The sequence below is a fragment of the Pseudomonas alloputida genome, from assembly GCF_021283545.2.
Taxonomy (GTDB): domain Bacteria; phylum Pseudomonadota; class Gammaproteobacteria; order Pseudomonadales; family Pseudomonadaceae; genus Aquipseudomonas; species Aquipseudomonas alloputida.
Map to the genome: position 1 here is coordinate 1,651,022 of NZ_CP128540.1, position 17,551 is coordinate 1,668,572.

The following is a 17,551-nucleotide window of genomic DNA, read 5'->3' on the forward strand; positions in this document are numbered from 1 at the left end:
GCCGCGCCATGATCTTCGCGTTTCTCAACCAGAAAGGCGGCGTCGGCAAGACCACGCTCGCCACGCACATCGCCGGCGAACTGGCGATGCGCGGCCTGCATGTCATCCTGCTGGATGCCGACCCGCAGGGGTCATCGCTCGACTGGACGCAGCGGCGTAGCCAGCAGGGCCTGCCCCGTCTGTTCAGCGCCGTGGGCCTTGCCCGCGAAACGCTGCATCAGGAAGCGCCAGAACTCGCCAGGCGGGCCGATCACATCATCATCGACGGCCCGCCGCGCATCGCCGCCCTCGCGCGTTCCGCGCTGCTGGCGGCCGAGCGCGTGCTGATCCCCGTGCAGCCCAGCCCCTACGACGTATGGGCTTCTGCCGAGATGGTCGCACTGATCCGCGAAGCACAGGTGTTCCGGCCAGCGCTGCGCGCGGCCTTCGTCATCAACCGGCGCGTCAGCACCACCATCATCGGCAGGGAGGCACGGCAATCGCTGGCCGAACAGCCGCTGCCCGCGCTGCGCTCGGAGATCCACCAGCGCATCGTCTTTGCCGACAGCGTAGCCGCTGGCCGGCTCGCCCGCGAAACCGCGCCCGACAGCGCCGCTGCCCGCGAGATCGCCGCGCTCACCGACGAACTGCTGCGGTGGCCGACATGACTGGGAAGCCACCACCACGCAGCAAGCGCGTCGGCATCGGTGCGCGTCCCCCAGCGAATCCGCACGCCGAAGCGTGGATTCGCCAGGGCGACGCAGATGCCGTGCAGAAAGGCGACCTCTACACCGCTCGACTGACGCTCGACATCACGCCCGCCATGCGGGCGCGCATCAAGGTGTCGGCCTTCACGCGAGGCGTGACCGTAGCCGAACTGCTGCGCGACCTGCTGGAGCGGGAGTTTCCCCCGGAGGGCACGCCGTGAACGCATCCGCTTCGACCGCCCACACCCCCAAAGCAAGTGCGCCCACGGCTGCGCCGCCGCCGGCGCCTTCGACACTCGCCGGCCAGGCCGGCAACGTGCCGCTGACGCGCGTGGCGCTGGCCTACATCGAACCGCGCTTCAAGCTCTACCTGCGCTTCGGCGAACCGGCGCGCACGCTCCAGCTCGACCGCTGGCGGCGCTGCGCCGTGTTCCTGCCGAACGCGGTTCTGTGCCGCATCCGTTGGCAGGCCAACGACTACGGCACGATCCGCTGGCAGCTCATGGTGATGCAGACCGCCACGCCGCTGGACGCCGTGCAGCGCATCCCCGGCGTGCAGCCGGGCGCGCGTCTGCTGCTGCACGCCGAAGGCGATGCCAACGTGCGCGCCGTGCTGGAACGCATCGACGGCATCGAGGCGCTGGGCATCGCAGCCGCAGACACATCGCCCGCGTACTGGCGCACGCTCGCGAACCGGCTCGCAGCGCGCTCGGCGCTACCCACATACACCGCAGAACGGCACGCCGCCTGGCTGGCCGGGAGGGCATTGCCATGACCACGATTTCCACGACCGGCCCCGTGCCGCATCCTCGCTCGCGCCTGCGCGCTCGCCTCGTGCTGGCAGGCTTCGCCACCGTCGGCCTCGCTGCGCTGGCCTGGGCGGCGTTCGTGCAGCCCCTGCCGCGAATGGCCTACAACCCGTCCGACAGCGTGGCGGTCGGTTGGTATCGCATCGAACCGTTCGACCCGCGCACCGCCTCGCGGCCACGTCCGCTGTCCGTGGACAGCATCGTGCTGATGCCGCTGCCCGACAGGGCCGCCATGCTGGCTGCGCAGCGCGGCTACCTGCCGACCCGCGTTCCGCTGCTCAAACGTGTGGGCGCAGTCGCGCCACAACACGTTTGCATCGTCGCCGGCCAGGTTCGCATCGACGGCGTGCCGGTGGCCGCCGCCCTGCCTGCCGACCGGCTGGGCCGGCCGCTGCCATCCTTGCAGCTTTGCCGCCGTCTCCAACCGGGCGAACTGTTCCTGTTGAGCGCGACCAACCCGGCGTCGTTCGACAGCCGCTATTTCGGGCCGGTCAGCGCGTTCGCCGTGATCGGCGTTGCGCATCCGATCTGGCTGGAGACACGTCCATGATGGCCGCCGATTCGCTGCACTTTGCCGCGCCTCTCATCGTGCCATCGGGCATGTCGTTCTACTGTTCGTCGCCGTGTCGTCGCGCGTGCAGTGCGGGTGCATTCGCACCGCACTTCGCGCTGCCTTCGGCGCAGCCGCCCAACGTGCAGGCGTCTTGCCTCGAACGCGCCTGGCCTGCGGCCATTGGCGTGTTCGCCGGCGGGCTGGCTGCTCGTGCAGCAGCGCCGCCGGGCCGCCGATGCCCGGAGCGGGAGCGAGGGGCAAAGGCGGAAGGCAAGACAAAAGGGTTCGGCACTCTGCCGCCCGCAAAGCCAGTCTGCACGTGGGGGTGGCGCGGCACGGCGCGGCTTCGCCGCCGTGCCGCGTGGGGCGCGAGGCACGCGCCGATGCAGGCATGTCCGCGTGCTTCGCACGCTCGGACACGCCGGAGCTTGCAGGGAGCACAGCCATGACCGACCGCGGCGACCATGATTTCTGGGTGCGCCCTGGCGCGCCGAAGAACCGAGGCAAAGGCCAGGGCCAGAGCTTCGTTTCCAAGGTGCTCAAGCAGGCTGGCAAGGCCAGCGGCGGCAAGTCGGCGGTGCGCCGTCCTACCGCTGGCGGGAGCGGCCAGCACGCCGGCCAGCGGCCCGGCTCACGGCTTGGACGCGGCCATACGGCGGCGCGCTTCGCAGGCGCAAAGCTGACCCCTATGTCACGGCGCGTGACCATCAAGACGCTGCTGGTCAACCAGCGCAACGCCAGTCCGCAGTCGCTCGCCAAGCACCTGCGCTACATCGAGCGCGACGGTGCCGGCCGGAACGGCGAGCCGGGCCGTGCCTACGGGCCGCAGACCGACGAAGCCGACCTCGATGCCTTCAAGGAACGCTGCCAGGACGACCGACATCATTTCCGCTTCATCGTCTCACCTGAAGACAGTGCGGAGCTGGACGACCTGCGCACCTACACCCGGCACCTGATGAACCGGATGGAGGCCGACCTGGGGACGCGGCTGGATTGGGTGGCGGTCGATCACTGGAACACCGACAACCCGCACACGCACCTGATCGTGCGCGGACGCGACGATACCGGCAAAGACCTCATCATCGCGGGCGACTACATCGCCCACGGCTTCCGCCATCGCGCCGCCGAGCTGGCGACGGAATGGCTGGGGCCGCGCACCGAACTGGAGATCCAGCAGACCTTGCAGCGCGAGGTGGAGCAAGAGCGGTGGACGAGCCTCGACCGCACGTTGCAGCGCGAGGCCGGCGAGGATGGCCGGGTGCAGATCGAACGCTTCAACGAACCCCGGCTGCAACGCCAGCGCCTGCTGCTGATCGGCCGCCTGCAACACTTGCAGCGCCTGGGCCTGGCCGACGAGGTGCAGCCCGGCACCTGGGCCGTCCATGCGGACGCGGAGAAGACCTTGCGTGCCCTGGGCGAGCGTGGCGACATCATCCGAACGATGCAGCGGGCCATGAGCGGCAAGCCTCGCGAGCTGGCGGTGTTCGAGCCGGGCGACGACGGCCGCACTATCGTCGGTCGCGTGGCTGCTAAGGGTCTGGCCGACGAGCTGCACGACCGCGGCTATCTGGTCATCGACGGGTTGGACGGCAAAGCCCACTACGTCGCGTTGGACGCCCGCGACGAGCTGGCGAACTATCCCATCGGCGCGGTGGTGGAGGTACGCGGTTCCGCCGAGGTGCGGGCGGCCGACAAGAACATCGCCACGCTGGCGAGCAATGGCCTGTACCGCACCGATCACCACCTGGCGATCGAGCAAGGCCGAGCCAAGCCCGGCCGCGACCCGCAAGAGGCTGTGGCGGCCCATATCCGCCGGCTGGAAGCCCTACGGCGGGCCGGCATCGTGGAGCGCGTGGCCGAGGGGTTATGGAAGGTGCCGGACGACTTGGCCGAGCGTGGCCGCCAGTACGACGCGCAGCGGCTGGGCGGCGTGGCGGTCGAACTGAAATCGCATCTGCCGATTGAACGGCAGGCCCGCGTCATCGGCGCGACCTGGCTGGATCAGCAGTTGATCGGCGGCGGCAAGGGACTGGGCGACCTGGGCTTTGGCGGCGATGCTAGGCAAGCCTTGCAGCAGCGCGCCGACTTCCTCGAAGAACAGGGGCTGGCCCAGCGGCGCGGGCAGCGGCTGATTCTCTCCCGGAATCTGCTGGAAACGCTGCGCAATCGGGAGCTGGCGCAGGCCGCCCAGCACATTGCCGCCGATAGCGGATTGGAGCATCGGCACGTCACAGACGGGCAGCGCGTAGCCGGCATCTACCGGCGCTCGGTCATGCTCGCCAGCGGTCGCTATGCGCTGCTCGATGACGGCATGGGATTCAGTCTGGTGCCTTGGCGGCCGATAATCGAGCCACGACTGGGGCAGCAGATCGCCGCGACTGTACGCGGCGGCGGTGTGTCATGGGAGGTTGGACGGCAAAGAGGTCCTGGGATTGGATCGGGGCCGTAGGCTGTCGTACCGAGTTAAGGTGTCGAGCAGCGTTTTGGCCCTAGCTTCTGTGCTCCGTTAAGACGACTAGTCTGTGCTTATCGACGACGCTGTGGGTGCATGGTTGCTTGCCAATTCCGGTGCAACTCGCAAACGCGCTGCCCCGACCTGAACTGCCCATTCAACGATCTGCCCGGCCAATATATCCGTGGCGACACCGAACGCGCTCACCACATCGGCCTCTCGCTTGCTGCCTGTGGCTTGGATTGCTTCGAAGCGTCTACTGGCAATAGCAGTCCGTTTGGCCGGATCGACCAGTTGCACATCGAGCCGAACCGCGGCGATCGCTTCAGTGCCGCGGTATTCGAGCTGGAACGCCCGCAGCGTACTGCGCAACTCCATATCGGCGCTCATTGGGGTGCTATCGGTAATCACGGAAGTCGACCGCCCATCGCGCATGAAGGCTTCGACGATTCGGTCACGCAGCAGCACCGGTGCGGGGTCGGCCCAACGCACTCCTTGCCAAGCCGACAAGCGACCATCGGGCTGCGCAATGAACAGCCGCTCCGAATCCAGGACGCGACTACTCTCAGGGGCGTAGACGCGCAGCGCCCCGGGTCCCGGAACGGCGCGCGGCGTACTCTCCGCCTGGGCGATGTGATAGTCGGGCAATTTGTAGGTGACCATTGGAGCTGCTTTGGGAAGCACACTGCACGCGGACAAGCCGAGTACTAGCGTCATAGTCACGGCAGCGACGGGAATCATCCTGGCGGAAGTGTTCACGGCTTGGTTTCCTCAATGTTCTCTCCACCGAGCAGGTATTGCGCCGGATTGCGATCCAGTCGGCGCAGCACGGTGTTTAGATTGGCCAGCGCCTGCTGGAGTTCGTGCATGGCAGGACCTGTGGCGGCCAAGCCCTGGTTCAGCGATTCCTGATTGTTTTGCAGTAGCGTCTCAACCCTGAAAGCGGCGCGTTCGAGGGATGCCGTTGCATCACGCGTGTTCACCATGATTTGCTTACCATCGTTATTTAGTAGCAGGTTGGCATCGCGAAGAGTGCTATTTGCTTGGCGCACGGCAGCTGTCGATTCTCTGCTTGCTTCGGTCAGATTGCTGATTAACGTCGCGATCTCGGCCCTCTGGTCAGCGACCGCGCCCGTGGTCTGTTCAAGATTCACCAGACTGCGGTGCACAAGAGCCAAATTCTCCTTCGACAGTAACTCCTGCGTGCGCAGCAAGATGCCGTTGAGTGTCGTCATGCTGTTCCCCTCACCGGAGACCAGGGATGCCATCGCCGAACGTGGTGCGAGGATCAACGGTTCCTCGTCCTCTCTCCGATCCAGCAATGGCACGTTTGGCCCACCGTCGCTCAACTCGATCACCGCGTTGCCGGTAATTCCCGTGATGACCAATTCAGCGCGGGTATCCTGCCGGACCGGGATGGTGGCATTGATGCGTACGCGCGCTATCGCCCGCCTTGGGTCTCGCGGTGAAAGAGAAAGTGCAACGACTTCGCCAATCGTGATTCCGCTGTACTGAACCTGGCTGCCGGGCGTAAGCCCGGTCACTGGCTCATCGAACATAATCCGGTAATACTGGTAATCGTGGTCGGAACGTGTGTCGCTGAGCCAAAGCGCGAAGCCAATACCAATCGCACCGAGCAGCACGACGAACAGACCAATGAATACATGATGGGCACGTGGTTCCATGATCAGACCACCTCGTTCTCAGAGTTTAAATATTGCGTGCGCCCAGCCCAATGCGTGCGCGACGGAAGAATGATGCAGATGCGGAGGGGTTTCATGGCTGCGTCTCTTGGCTGGAAGCACCAGTGGCCTGTGCGGCCGCACGGCCACGGGGGCCGTGAAAGTATTCCTGTATCCACGGGTGCTTGAAGCGCTCGACTGCCTCGATGCCGTCGTTGATGAGTACCTTCTGGTTCGCCAGGACCGCGACACGGTCGCATATGGTGTACAGCGTATCGAGGTCGTGGGTTACCAGAAACACCGTGAGGCCCAGTGCATTGCGCAGGGTCAGAATCAATTGGTCGAAAGATGCAGCCCCGATTGGATCCAGTCCTGCGGTGGGTTCGTCAAGAAACAGGATGTTCGCATCAAGCGCCAAGGCTCTCGCCAGTGCTGCTCGTTTCACCATGCCTCCGGACAACGAGGCCGGATACTTGTCTCCCGCTCCGGCAGGCAACCCCACCAAGCCCAGCTTGCTTCTTGCCAAACGCTCGGCAAGAGGCCGCGCCAGACCGACATGCTCGATCAAAGGAAGAGCGACGTTCTCCAAGACGGTCAGCGATGAATACAACGCGCCCTTCTGGAACAGAATGCCGAACCTTCGCTCCATACGCGCGCGCGCAAGCCATTGGGCTCGCAGTAGGTCGCGCCCCCCGATACGGACCACGCCCGAATGCGGCTTCTGCAGCCCGACGACGCTACGCAAGAGCACGGATTTCCCGGTGCCTGACCCTCCCACCACGCCAAGGATTTCCCCGCGCCGCACGTCCAGGTCTAGGTCCTGATGGACCTGCTGGGTTCCAAACCTGTTGTCCAGGCCGCGCACTTCAATAGCGTGTCGCACACCGTTGTCGGTGTCTTGCTTCACCGCGCTCACCAGCCCATCTCCATGAAGAACAGTGCAGCGATGGCGTCTATCAGGATCACCATGAAGATTGATTGCACGACACTAGACGTCGTGTGGTCGCCTACCGACTCAGCGCTACCGGCGACCTTGAACCCTTCATGGCAGCCGATAGCGGCGATCATCACCGCGAAGAGCGGGGACTTGCTCATTCCGACAAGAAAATGGCGCACCTCGATTTTTTCCTGCACGATGGCAAGGAACTGTGCGGGAGGAATTTCCAAGCTCAGTGCGCATACGGTGGCGCCGCCCGCAATGCCAGCCAAGATGCCTACTAAGGTGAGCAGTGGCAAGGACACAAGAAGCGCCAGCACGCGTGGCAGCACCAGTAACTCGATGGGGTCGAGCGCGTTGGAGCGAAGCGCATCGATCTCTTCATTTGCCTTCATCGAACCGATTTGGGCGGTGTACGCGCTTGCGGTACGGCCTGCAATCAATATGGCCGGGAGCAGCACTCCGAACTCGCGCATGAACGAGAAGGCGACCAGATGCACCGAGAAGATGCTCGCACCGAAGTTGGCCAGCACCGTTGCTCCCAGGAACGCCACCACCATTCCTACCATGAAGCTCAGTAGCGCCACGATGGGAATGGCGTCCACCGCTGATCGCTGGATTTGAGCGATCACCGAGGTCGCGCGCCAGCGACGCGGGTGACGAACGGTACGGCTCCATGTTTCGATGATCTGGCCCACGAACCCGGCCAGACCAAGACACGCACGACAGCCCTGTTCCAAGGTCAGGCCTATGCGTCCCAGACCGCGGAGCAGAGGATTCCCGCTCACCGCTGCTTTCTCCGTCTTCTGCTGATCGGTAGCAGCGGCGGCCAGCGCTCTCATTAGGGCGAGGCGATCCGAGGACAGATTTGGAGCTGCCTCCGGCCGGTCGAGTATCGAGTCTGGCCCGAGAATTTCCACCAGCAGAGCCGCGCCGGCGGTGTCCAGTCTCTGGACTTGCGTCCAGTCGAGTAAGGGAGTGGCGTACCCCTCGGCATGACTGATGCGGGCGGCGGACACGGATTTTGCCAGACTGGCGTAGTGCTCTATCGTCCAGTCGCCACCCGCCAGCCATTTGTGATCACCGCCGACCATGGCATCCTGCCGGAGCCAAGCCTGTGAAGCGTTGCTCATGGCTGCGTGTCCCGCCAAGCGCTGTCGATGCGCTCGATGCAGTTCGTGATCGCCGCTTTGGCATGACCCAGCAATGTGTACGAACCGGCGAACTCTTTAATGACGTTGCCGCGCTCGAAGCAACTGGCGGCAGCAACCCGGCGTCCCGTCCTTAAATCGACTGCTTCGAACTCTAGGCTGGCACCACCCGTCGTCACGGGTCCAACCAGCAGGGTCGTCATTGCATTGACTGCCCGATTCGGTGTCTGCAGTTCGGTGACCGCTACACGCACCCGAACCTGTCCCGCGCCACCTGGGGGGGCGGGACTTTTGCCTTCCTGGCGTTTCAGTTCGCTCGTCACATGGTCTAGCACTTCGCGCTGCTGCGCGTCATCGAGCCCATCGATGCGACCCGAGGCGGTCTTGATCTGCGCTTCTTCCACCACGACAGCGGCATAACGCTTGGGCTCGAATCCCGCTGCGCGGTACATCAGTACGTTCTCGTATCGTGTCGGCGATAACTTCTCGTAGTCGCCGAGAAATCCGGAGCGCGTCATGCTGTTGGTCGCGCATCCAGAGAGCGCGCCTGCTACGCAAAAAAAGATGCCGCCGCGGATCAATGCAGTTTTGCTCTTCATAATGGGTCTCCTTGATCAAACGAAACTAAGACAGGCAATGCCTGCTGCGATGAGGGCGGTGCCAGACCAGCGCGTTACCGATGCGACATCGCCTAGTAGGAGGGCGCCGACGCCCAAGTTTCCAAGTAGCCCGATTCCTGCCCAGGCTGCAGAGGCCGCGCTGATCGGAATCCGCTTGAGCGCGAACCACAAAAGTGCGCCGCTGGCCGCCATGCACGTCACTGCCACACAGAGGCCGACCCAGCGCATCGGACCGCCCGCCGTGATGGCCCGCAGGCCCAGTGGATAGCCCGCTCCTAGAACCCCTGCGGCAATGACAATCGACCAGGATTTCCAGATCAGCGGATGGGTGCTGAATCGCATAAGCCTAGCGAGACATACGCATGAAGCGTGGGTGCATACGAATTCTGAGAATGCGCAGCACGCGGCGGCTCGCAAGAGACTCATGAGCGATCTCCATGCGCGGTGGCGACACTCAGGTTCCACGGCCCAATTCGCTTGATTCCAAACAGGACTTCGTAAAGCAGCGGAATCAAGCCCAACGTCACCAGCGTTCCGAGTGCCAGCCCACCGATCATCGCGATCGCCATCCCTTTCCATAATGGTCCGGAGAAGAGCATGAGTGGCACCAGTCCCGAAATGCAGGTGACCTTGGTCATCACGATTGGACGAAGCCGTTGTATCGCGGCCCCAACCAAGGCTTCATGGCGTGGCAGGCCTTCCGCTAGCCCCTGGTCGATGCGTTCCAGCAAGAGCACGGCGTTGTTGACAATGATCCCGAACAGGGCCAGTACGCCGAAGGTCGCCATGAAGCTGAAAGGTGTGCCGGTCAGCTTCAGAGCCAATACCACGCCGATAAGCGTGAAAGGGATCGTCGCGAGGATCACACCGAGCTTGCGGAAAGAATTGAACTGCCATACGAACAGCATCAGCATCGCCAGAAATGCGAGGGGCATGTAGGTCGACAGCGCGGCGTTCGATTCGGCGGCTTCCTCGATCTCGCCGCCAAGTTCAACCGAGTAGCCCGCGGGCAGGTCCAGGGCAGCGACGCTAGGCGCCAGGCGGTTGATGATCTCCTGGGCGGTGTAAGAGGTGTTCTGTCCTTGCACGGTGATCGTGCGGATGAGATTGCGCCGTTGGATGACCGAGGGCTCGCTCGCGAGCGATACGTCTGCGACCTGAGCCAGCGTCACCGCTGGACCGCCGTTGGTGGGATAGATGAGCGTCGCGCCTACGTCTGCCGTGCTGCGACGCTCGCTTACGATACTGCGCAGGACGATCGGGACGGAGGTGTCACCGTCGCGAATAACCGAGATCGATCTGCCGCTGTAGCGGACATCCAGCCCGCCAGCGATGTCTTCAGTCGTCACGCCCGCCCGACGCGCGCGGTCCTGGTCGACCCGTACGTCGATGCGGCCAACGCGCGTATCCCAATCGTTCTTGACGTTGATGGTGCCGGGCAGCTTGCGCAGCGCTGCTTCGATTTTGGACGCGGCCCCCAACAATACCTCCTCATCCGGACCGCTGACGCGATAAATGGCAGTCCCTGACTCGGTCGCACCGAGCGAGAAACGCTTGGGCTCGGCGCGCACGTCGCCATGTGCTTGCGCAAAGTAGCTGCGGGTGCGGGCGAGGACGGCGTCGATGTCGCTCTTCGGCTTCAATGTGACAACGAAGTACGCGATGTTCGATGCCGGCAGTGGTGGATTCAGGCTAAGGATGAAGCGCGGGCCACCATCGGCGACGTAGCCGATGTGATCGGAGACTTCTGGATTGATGTTCGTGTCGCCCAGCCAACCACTGATCTGCTTCACGCGGGCGAGCGTTTCGCGCGAGTCGGTACCGGGGGCGAGCTGCACCGGAATCTGGAACTGAAGCCGGTCGGACTTGGGCATGAAATCGTACGGCAGGGTGGTGAAGCCATACAGCGCAATGGCAAGCGCCGCGATCATCGACGCTACATAGACCGCCTTATGGTGGAGCACCCACTCCAGTACGCGCCGGTAGCCACGGTAGAAGCGGGTGTCATAGGCGTCGCCCTGCTCCTGCTTGTGATGGGGTTTGGCGAAGTGGTAGCACAATAGGGGCGTGACAGTCAGGCACAGCAGCCACGAAGCGAACAACGTCAGTGCCAGCACGACCACGAGATTGTGCAGATACTCGCTCGTGGCGTTCTGGCCAAAAAAGAACGGCGAGAACACGATCACGATCACGAGCGAGGACGTGAGCAGCGGAATGGCGAGCGTGCGGCCCGCCTCGAGGCAGGCATGCTTACGATCTTCGCCACCGGCCAGGCGGCGTTCGATGTCTTCGGCAATCACAATGCCGTTGTCCACCAACAAGCCGAGCGCAATGATGATGGCGCCCATCGAGACGTTCTGAAGCTCGATGTTCATCGCGCGCATGACGATGAGTGCACTGAGGATCGTCAACGGCACGATCATGCCCACGATGATCCCGGTGCGCCAACCGAGAAATAGCACGACGACACCGAGGACGACGATGATCGTCTCCATCATGACGTGGTTCATTTTGCCCATCTCGTGCTTGACGACATCGGCCTGGAAAGTGACGTATGACAGATCGAAACCCGCCGGCAGCAGCTTCTCCTGGTCTGCAACCCGTGCTTTGAGCGCTTTTCCGAACTGCTCCACGTTCTGACCGGAGGCCATCGAAACCGCCATGACGACAGCGGGCTGGCCTTTGTAGATGGCAGCAGATTCCGGCGGATCGGCTGGCCGCACACTCACCTGCGCCAGTTCACCCAATGCGATCGTCGGCACGGGCGCCGTACTACTTTGCGGTCGTGGCAGCGCGATCGGCATTGCTCGCAGGGAGGGAGCGTCACGCACTTCGCCACTGACCGCCAAGGTTGCATTGATGCCGCCGACAACAATTTGTCCACCCGAAGCGACGACGTTCTGTTTGACGAGTTGGTCGATCACCCCCTGTGGTGTCAGCTCCAATCGCGCGAGCCTAGGCCGATCGAATTCGAGATAGACGCGCTCTTCCTGCAGGCCGTAGAAAGTGATGCGCTCAATACCAGGCACGGTGTACAGGCGGTCGCGCATCTGCTTGAGCGCGACGCGCATCTCGCTCATGGAGTAACCTGGTGCAGTGACCGCAATCGAGGCAACCGCGACGCGGCCGAAGTCTTCGTCGACGAAAGGCCCCATCGTGCTCTGTGGTAAGGCATCCTTCGAATCGGCGACCTTGGCCCGGACGCGCTGCCAGATCGGTGCCAAGTCGGTGTAGCGGTCCCAGATCGTGACCTGGATCATGGCGCTGCCTGCGCGCACGGTGCTCGTCACGCGCTTGACCTCTGCCAGTTCGCGCAAGCGCTCCTCGATCGGCCGGGCAATGAGTTGCTCAACGCGTTCGGCGGGCAGCCCCGGGTTCAACGCCGTGACCATCGCATCGCGGACCGTGACAGTCGGCTCCTCCTGAGAAGGAAAATTCAGGAAGGTCGCGATGCCGGCGACGAAAATGATGAGCGCTACAAAGTAGGTAAGTCGACTGGCGCGCAGCGCCATCTCGGTGATCTTCATGATGAAGTAACCTGGTGGATCGCGTTAGCGCTTGGTCAATTGAGTGGTGGCTTCCAGTGGTGTCACTGGCTGTCCATCGGTGAGCCATCCTCCTCCGGCGGCAACCACCGTCTCGCCGGGCTTGAGTCCAGCGAGGACGCGCGCGCTGTCTCCTTCCTGTACCGGCGTGAAGCGCACCGCGCGACGGTGCACCTTCTTATCTTCAGGGGTGTAGACGAAGACGGAAGCCTCGCCCGGCTTCGTGCCGAGCACCAGCGAGGCATAAGGTATGGATACAGTCTCGGGCCGAGAGGTCTTGGAGGTTGCCGCAGGTGCGTCGAGCACGACCTGTACGGGAATACCTGGCCGAAGTGCGCGCGCTTGCGCGTTATCTTCAGGCACTAGCACCACGGGTAGGAGCGAGCCATTTTCGGCGCGCAGACCGACACGACGTACCACCGCTCGGATTGGTTGTTCGGCTCCGCTCCAGCTCAGTTCTGCGCGTTGGCCGACATCTATGTGAGGTGCCTGTGTAGTAGACGCGTTCGCGATGATCTCAGTGCCACTGCGCACGCCGTCGACCTGAAATACCGGCGCACCAGCAGCAATGTCGGTGAACGCCAAAGCCAGCTTTTCCGCCACGACACCATCGAAAGGAGCGACGATCATCGTGCCACGTTGTGCTCGTTCGGCCAGGCCAAGCGCCGCCTTGGCAGTGCGCGCTTGACCCTCTGCGACCGCTAGCTGCGCCTTCGCGCTCTCGAACGCAGCAGGGGAGATGACTTCGCTTTCGAGCAACCGGCGCTGTTGATCTGTCTGTACACGTCGATCCATCAGGCCGGCTTCGGCGGCCGCCAGGGATGCTTGCGCTTGTGTCACGCGAAGCCGGTCAGGTTGCGCATCAAGTTCTGCCAGGACTTGGCCGCGGGAGAACCGTTCACCCACGTCGACGTTCAACTTGGCGATCCGTCCTCCTGTTTCAAATCCTAGGATGCTGCGCTCGGTTGCTCGCGCCGAGCCAGTCAATTCGATGCGAGAGCTATGCGGGAGATCCGACTGCGCGGCGGCGAGCTTCACTGCGCGCGGAGGCTCGGATACGGTGGATTGCGAGTTTCCGCACCCTGAGAGCAGAGTCGAAATGGATAGTGTGCAAGCAACCGCCAAGGAGCGCGGTGCGCACGCGGTCATGACACCGCTACGGACGCGACTCATGTGCGTCCTTTTGCCGGGACAAGTTCGAGATGGCCCGAGGCGAGATCCTGGAGCGCCCGAAAGAAATGCCGCCGCTCTGCGGGTGCGAGTATTGGCAAACCCAGAAGATCGGCGAACAGGGCGCCATCCAATGCCAGCATGATGAGTGCCGCGGTCTCGGTGCCACGCGGGGATCGACGCACGCGTTCGTACTGCACGCGGTACCACTCGCGCAGTGGGTCGAGAAGTGTTGGATCTTCCGCAGCTGCCGCGAGCAGCGCTGCGCCCATCTTCTGCATCTCGTCGTCGGGCATCGCTTCCACCTGGCTCGACAGCCAGGGGTCCGGATCTCCGGCAAACCTGCGCTCGTGATTGGCTTGTACCGCGTCGAACGCCCGGATCATCTCGTCGATCAGTGTCACGAACAAATCGCGTTTGGTCTTGAAGTGATAGAGAAACGCCCCTTTGCTCAACCCGGCCCGCACAACGACGGCGTCCAGTGTCAAGCGACTGGCACCTTCCTCCAGCACCAGTTCGCGGGCGGCCTGCAGGATGCGGTCGCGAGTTCGCTGGGCTCCTTGCTGGAGGCCGGGCTGCGCATCGGCGCTGCTATGGGCAGTGGACGGGGGGGGCAACTTTGTTTTCGCGCGGGGCGGCATGGTCGTGCTCCAAAAAAGCTTGAGTCATATACAGTCCAGACGGTATAGTAGAAGCCATACAACAGTCCGTCAAGACTTTTTCGGAACGCAAGGAGCTGCCATGTCTCAAATTCTTGAACGCTATCGCCTCATTGCCATGATTTCTCCGCTACTGCTTCTTGCGGCCTGCAGCCATGCCCCGCACTCTGCCGATCCACCTCGCCTGGATGTACCGGCCCATTTCTCAAATGAAGAGGGAGGTGAAGGCATCTTGGACAAATCGTCCCGCCGTACTCTTCCCGTCGATTGGTGGACGGCCTACGGCGATCCGCACCTCAATGCCTTGGTCCGGGCGGCGCTGGAGCGCAATACCGAACTGACGATTGCGCGAGCGCGCGTGGACGAGGCATCGGCCGCCACGCGGCGAGCACGGGCCTCCCTGCTCCCCTCGTTGTCCGCGGGCACGCAGGCAACTCGAGGACGCGACTATTCAGAGAACGTTGCAATCGGCAATGATGGCCGCGCCACGTTGTCCGCATCGTGGGAGGCAGACCTGTCGGGACGGCTTTCGCAGGCAGCAGAAGGTGCGCGCCTGGATGCGGTGGCAGCCGAACAAGCGTGGGTTGCCACGCGGTGGCAGGTCGCGTTTGAAACAGTGTCGGCGGCTGTGCAGCAGCGCCAAGCCAGTGAGCTCGAAGCGCTAGCCGCGGCGCGGCTGGCATCCGCAGAACGACTCGTCTTGCTGATGCAACGGAAGTTCGAGGCCGGACAAGCTACCGGCTTCGACATCGAGCGTACCCGCGCCGGCGTCGTCGCACTGCGCGTGGAGCAAGAGCAACTGCGGCGTGCGCGCGGCGAGGCGACGCATGCACTCGATGTACTAGTGGGACAAACGCCCGGAGCGCCTGCAGCTTCCCCAACTCTTGCGTCGCTCGCCGTCCCGGACTGGACACCGACACGCATACCTGCGGACCTGCTGAGTGAGCGGCCCGACGTGCGCGCCGCCGAAGCGAAGTTCGCCGCCGAAACCGCGCGCTGGAACGCAGCCGAAGGCGAACGCTTCCCCAGGCTGGTGTTGGACCTGAGCGGCGGACGGCAGCGCGTAGAGAGTGTGGGAACCCGCATCACTGGAAACATTTTTTCACTTGGGGCCGGGGTGTCGTTGCCGATCTTCGATGGTGGCGCGATCCGTGCCGGCATCGAGACCGGAGAGGCGCGCAGCCGAGCTGCCCGTGCGGAGTTCGAGCGCACTTTGTTGAGTGCTTTGCAGGACGTAGAGAACGCATATCTCGGTTGGCATACGCAGCACGCAGCACTGGAGCATCAGGCCGAGGGTGTCGCAGTCGCGGAGCGTCAGCTCGATCGCAGCCGACGTCTGTTCGAGGCGGGACAAGTGGACGCCACGGTGGTGGCCGAGGCTGAGGCCGGGGTGCTGTCAGCGCAGGCTTCGCTGATCCGCACGCGGGCCGAGACAGCCATGCAATGGGGCGTCCTGGCAAAAGCATTATCCGGCTCTCCTGTTTGATCGCAGAAACATGCTGGAGCAGCTTGCGAAGGCTAGCTAAATAGCGTGACGCAAGGCGAAGGTGGTGAGGCCTGAGTGATGAGGAATGCGAACATGGAAATTCGACACCTGCGCTACTTTCTGGCGGTGGCAGAGGAGCTGCACTTTGCCCGAGCCGCAGAGCGCCTCCACATAGAGACATCGCCGCTGTCGCGCGCCATCAAGGAACTTGAGGAAGAGTTGGGCGTAGCGCTATTTGCGAGAACCACTCGGAGCACCCGCTTGACTCGTGCGGGCAGGCTCTTCTTTGAGAGCGTGCCGCGTGTCTTCGCAGCTTTGCAGCAGGCGCGCGACAGTGTGAACGCCGCAGCCAATGGCTTTCATTGCCAGCTCCGTATTGCATTGTCTGATGGAATCACGCCATCGCGCCTGCCTGCGTTGTTGGCGCTCTGCCGGCAGGAAGAGCCGGAAGTGGAAGTTCGCTTCTTCGAGGTGCCTTTGGCACAGCAAATCAAGGGATTGTGTGGCGAACTGTACGATCTCGGCTTCGCTCAATCGGATGAAGTCGGCGAAGGCATCATCGCCGTGCCGGTGTGGAGTGACCCTCTGATGGTAGCTGTGCCCGCACGGCACCCCTTGCTATCCCACAAACAGATTCCCCTAGAAGAGCTGTTGCGGTATCCGCTGGTGCTCTGCGACGCGGTGGCGTGTGAGGGCCATGCTCGGCAAGTTGAACGGGTGCTACGTCGCGTGGACATAGAGCCACTGATTGCCGAACGCGTGACTTCCAGCGATCTAATGATGGTCCTGGTTTCGGCGGGACTTGCACTAGGCCTCACAGGAGGCGCGCATATCACAGCCAGCAGGGAACAGGGGGTGGTCGCACGGCCGCTGACTGGACGTTCGCCAATGCTCACGACCTATCTACTACGGCCGGCCAGCGAGCCGTCAGAAATGCTGACTCGCTTCATGGAACGCGTTCATTCGATCAAATCTCCAGATGCCAAAGGTCGGCGGTAAACCATCACACAATCTCCCAAAGAAAATTAACCATGAAGAAGATTGCTCTCATATTGCTTTCCTCGACATTGGCAGCCTGCAGCCCATCTGGGAAACCAGATAAAGCCAACCTTCCGACAGTCGATGAATTAGCGCTCAATCCTGAGCGTCTGAAAGAGTTGCGCAAGCAATGCAAGTTGGATCGACCAATGCTGGGCGACCAACTATGTAACCGGGTTGCCGAGGCTACGCGAAAGCGCTTTTACGAAGATGGCGATGTGCCCCACACCACGCCTAAAGAGCCGCCGAAGTTCTAAGCTGGTGGTCATGCCGGAGTATGTATGCCGGATATGAAAAATTTGAAGGAGAATCGCAATGGGTTGGATCTATCTTGTTTTGGCTGGATTGTTTGAAATCGGATGGCCGGTCGGGCTGAAAATGGCGCAAGAGCCAACATCGCGTTGGAGTGGGGTCGCAGTAGCCGTCTCTTTCATGACAATTAGCGGCGCCTTCCTATGGCTTGCTCAGCGTCAGATACCGATTGGGACTGCTTATGCGGTGTGGACGGGTATCGGAGCGGCGGGAACTTTCTTAGTCGGAATTCATTTCTATGGCGACCCAACCTCCCTGATGCGATACCTTGGCGTGGCGTTGATCATCCTGGGCGTTATCACGCTCAAGTTATCGAGTTGATCGCTAGCTCCATTGGTAGCGTAGTCGCTAGGCGACCCAGCTCCCAGAGTGGATCGGGCGCTGGGAACTCGTACGGTCACCTCCTCTCTCTAGTCGCTATGTGACGAGCTTGCCGGCGCCTCGGGAGAGT

Annotated in this window: 18 protein-coding genes; 9 read left to right on the forward strand and 9 right to left on the reverse strand. The window is 62.9% G+C overall.

Going from position 1 to position 17,551, the window contains the following annotated elements:
- Positions 1-8: 8 nt before the first annotated feature.
- The 5 genes from parA (at position 9) to LU682_RS07650 (ending at position 4,497) form a co-directional block, all read left to right on the forward strand.
- Positions 9-647, forward strand: a complete 639-nt coding sequence (parA, locus tag LU682_RS07630) for a ParA family partition ATPase (protein WP_003092312.1) — start codon at positions 9-11, stop codon at positions 645-647.
- Positions 644-907, forward strand: coding sequence for a hypothetical protein (locus LU682_RS07635; RefSeq protein WP_000147048.1), 264 nt, complete (start codon positions 644-646; stop codon positions 905-907). The genes parA and LU682_RS07635 overlap by 4 nt, the downstream gene beginning before the upstream one ends.
- Entirely contained in the window at positions 904-1,461 is a 558-nt protein-coding gene (locus LU682_RS07640; protein ID WP_023093372.1) for a DUF2840 domain-containing protein, read from the forward strand. Before LU682_RS07635 ends, LU682_RS07640 begins: the two co-directional genes overlap by 4 nt.
- Positions 1,458-2,045 carry a S26 family signal peptidase gene (locus tag LU682_RS07645; RefSeq protein WP_003092304.1) on the forward strand — a complete coding sequence of 196 codons (588 nt, stop codon included), beginning with the start codon at positions 1,458-1,460 and terminating at the stop codon, positions 2,043-2,045. Before LU682_RS07640 ends, LU682_RS07645 begins: the two co-directional genes overlap by 4 nt.
- Before the next feature lie 448 nt (positions 2,046-2,493).
- Positions 2,494-4,497 (forward strand): relaxase/mobilization nuclease domain-containing protein, encoded by a 2,004-nt coding sequence (locus LU682_RS07650; protein WP_000132148.1) that lies wholly within the window; start codon positions 2,494-2,496, stop codon positions 4,495-4,497.
- Positions 4,498-4,563: 66 nt separating this feature from the next.
- On the opposite strand, the gene LU682_RS07655 is transcribed toward LU682_RS07650, so the two are convergent.
- From LU682_RS07655 to LU682_RS07695, 9 genes are all read right to left on the reverse strand, one after another.
- Entirely contained in the window at positions 4,564-5,163 is a 600-nt protein-coding gene (locus LU682_RS07655) for an ABC-type transport auxiliary lipoprotein family protein (protein WP_003124411.1), read from the reverse strand.
- 92 nt (positions 5,164-5,255) lie between these two features.
- Positions 5,256-6,185, reverse strand: a complete 930-nt coding sequence (locus LU682_RS07660; protein ID WP_000433686.1) for an MlaD family protein — start codon at positions 6,183-6,185, stop codon at positions 5,256-5,258.
- 91 nt (positions 6,186-6,276) lie between these two features.
- Positions 6,277-7,089, reverse strand: coding sequence for an ABC transporter ATP-binding protein (locus LU682_RS07665; RefSeq protein WP_024944155.1), 813 nt, complete (start codon positions 7,087-7,089; stop codon positions 6,277-6,279).
- Between the two features lie 5 nt (positions 7,090-7,094).
- Positions 7,095-8,252 (reverse strand): MlaE family ABC transporter permease, encoded by a 1,158-nt coding sequence (locus LU682_RS07670; protein ID WP_000063629.1) that lies wholly within the window; start codon positions 8,250-8,252, stop codon positions 7,095-7,097.
- Positions 8,249-8,869 carry a DUF3313 family protein gene (locus LU682_RS07675; RefSeq protein ID WP_000837791.1) on the reverse strand — a complete coding sequence of 207 codons (621 nt, stop codon included), beginning with the start codon at positions 8,867-8,869 and terminating at the stop codon, positions 8,249-8,251. The genes LU682_RS07670 and LU682_RS07675 overlap by 4 nt, the downstream gene beginning before the upstream one ends.
- 15 nt (positions 8,870-8,884) lie before the next feature.
- Positions 8,885-9,316, reverse strand: coding sequence for a DMT family transporter (locus tag LU682_RS07680; RefSeq protein ID WP_000055206.1), 432 nt, complete (start codon positions 9,314-9,316; stop codon positions 8,885-8,887).
- On the reverse strand, positions 9,313-12,417 hold the full coding sequence (locus LU682_RS07685) for an efflux RND transporter permease subunit (RefSeq protein WP_003092293.1): 3,105 nt from the start codon (positions 12,415-12,417) through the stop codon (positions 9,313-9,315). Before LU682_RS07685 ends, LU682_RS07680 begins: the two co-directional genes overlap by 4 nt.
- A 24-nt stretch (positions 12,418-12,441) precedes the next feature.
- Complete coding sequence (locus tag LU682_RS07690) at positions 12,442-13,608, reverse strand: efflux RND transporter periplasmic adaptor subunit (protein ID WP_003092290.1); 1,167 nt, start codon at positions 13,606-13,608, stop codon at positions 12,442-12,444.
- Positions 13,605-14,246, reverse strand: a complete 642-nt coding sequence (locus LU682_RS07695; RefSeq protein ID WP_023093369.1) for a TetR/AcrR family transcriptional regulator — start codon at positions 14,244-14,246, stop codon at positions 13,605-13,607. The genes LU682_RS07690 and LU682_RS07695 overlap by 4 nt, the downstream gene beginning before the upstream one ends.
- 100 nt (positions 14,247-14,346) lie before the next feature.
- Here LU682_RS07695 and LU682_RS07700 point away from each other — a divergent pair, with 100 nt between their 5' ends.
- From LU682_RS07700 to LU682_RS07715, 4 genes are all read left to right on the forward strand, one after another.
- The gene (locus LU682_RS07700) at positions 14,347-15,750 is read left to right on the forward strand and encodes an efflux transporter outer membrane subunit (RefSeq protein ID WP_000078291.1); all 1,404 of its coding nucleotides are present in this window, start codon (positions 14,347-14,349) and stop codon (positions 15,748-15,750) included.
- 93 nt (positions 15,751-15,843) lie between these two features.
- The gene (locus LU682_RS07705) at positions 15,844-16,749 is read left to right on the forward strand and encodes a LysR family transcriptional regulator (RefSeq protein WP_000405670.1); all 906 of its coding nucleotides are present in this window, start codon (positions 15,844-15,846) and stop codon (positions 16,747-16,749) included.
- Between the two features lie 32 nt (positions 16,750-16,781).
- Positions 16,782-17,045, forward strand: a complete 264-nt coding sequence (locus tag LU682_RS07710; protein WP_000717310.1) for an EexN family lipoprotein — start codon at positions 16,782-16,784, stop codon at positions 17,043-17,045.
- 58 nt (positions 17,046-17,103) lie between these two features.
- Complete coding sequence (locus LU682_RS07715; protein WP_000539741.1) at positions 17,104-17,421, forward strand: DMT family transporter; 318 nt, start codon at positions 17,104-17,106, stop codon at positions 17,419-17,421.
- Positions 17,422-17,551: the final 130 nt, after the last annotated feature.

Bases quoted from the DNA above. Each gene is read 5' to 3' on its own strand.
- LU682_RS07670 (WP_000063629.1), bottom strand. From the start codon at position 8,252: ATGAGCAACGCTTCACAGGCTTGGCTCCGGCAGGATGCCATGGTCGGC.
- LU682_RS07705 (WP_000405670.1), top strand. From the start codon at position 15,844: ATGGAAATTCGACACCTGCGCTACTTTCTGGCGGTGGCAGAGGAGCTG.
- LU682_RS07695 (WP_023093369.1), bottom strand. From the start codon at position 14,246: ATGCCGCCCCGCGCGAAAACAAAGTTGCCCCCCCCGTCCACTGCCCAT.
- LU682_RS07690 (WP_003092290.1), bottom strand. From the start codon at position 13,608: ATGAGTCGCGTCCGTAGCGGTGTCATGACCGCGTGCGCACCGCGCTCC.
- parA (WP_003092312.1), top strand. From the start codon at position 9: ATGATCTTCGCGTTTCTCAACCAGAAAGGCGGCGTCGGCAAGACCACG.
- LU682_RS07680 (WP_000055206.1), bottom strand. From the start codon at position 9,316: ATGAGTCTCTTGCGAGCCGCCGCGTGCTGCGCATTCTCAGAATTCGTA.
- LU682_RS07710 (WP_000717310.1), top strand. From the start codon at position 16,782: ATGAAGAAGATTGCTCTCATATTGCTTTCCTCGACATTGGCAGCCTGC.
- LU682_RS07655 (WP_003124411.1), bottom strand. From the start codon at position 5,163: ATGGTCACCTACAAATTGCCCGACTATCACATCGCCCAGGCGGAGAGT.
- LU682_RS07715 (WP_000539741.1), top strand. From the start codon at position 17,104: ATGGGTTGGATCTATCTTGTTTTGGCTGGATTGTTTGAAATCGGATGG.
- LU682_RS07675 (WP_000837791.1), bottom strand. From the start codon at position 8,869: ATGAAGAGCAAAACTGCATTGATCCGCGGCGGCATCTTTTTTTGCGTA.
- LU682_RS07685 (WP_003092293.1), bottom strand. From the start codon at position 12,417: ATGAAGATCACCGAGATGGCGCTGCGCGCCAGTCGACTTACCTACTTT.
- LU682_RS07660 (WP_000433686.1), bottom strand. From the start codon at position 6,185: ATGGAACCACGTGCCCATCATGTATTCATTGGTCTGTTCGTCGTGCTG.
- LU682_RS07650 (WP_000132148.1), top strand. From the start codon at position 2,494: ATGACCGACCGCGGCGACCATGATTTCTGGGTGCGCCCTGGCGCGCCG.
- LU682_RS07700 (WP_000078291.1), top strand. From the start codon at position 14,347: ATGTCTCAAATTCTTGAACGCTATCGCCTCATTGCCATGATTTCTCCG.
- LU682_RS07635 (WP_000147048.1), top strand. From the start codon at position 644: ATGACTGGGAAGCCACCACCACGCAGCAAGCGCGTCGGCATCGGTGCG.
- LU682_RS07645 (WP_003092304.1), top strand. From the start codon at position 1,458: ATGACCACGATTTCCACGACCGGCCCCGTGCCGCATCCTCGCTCGCGC.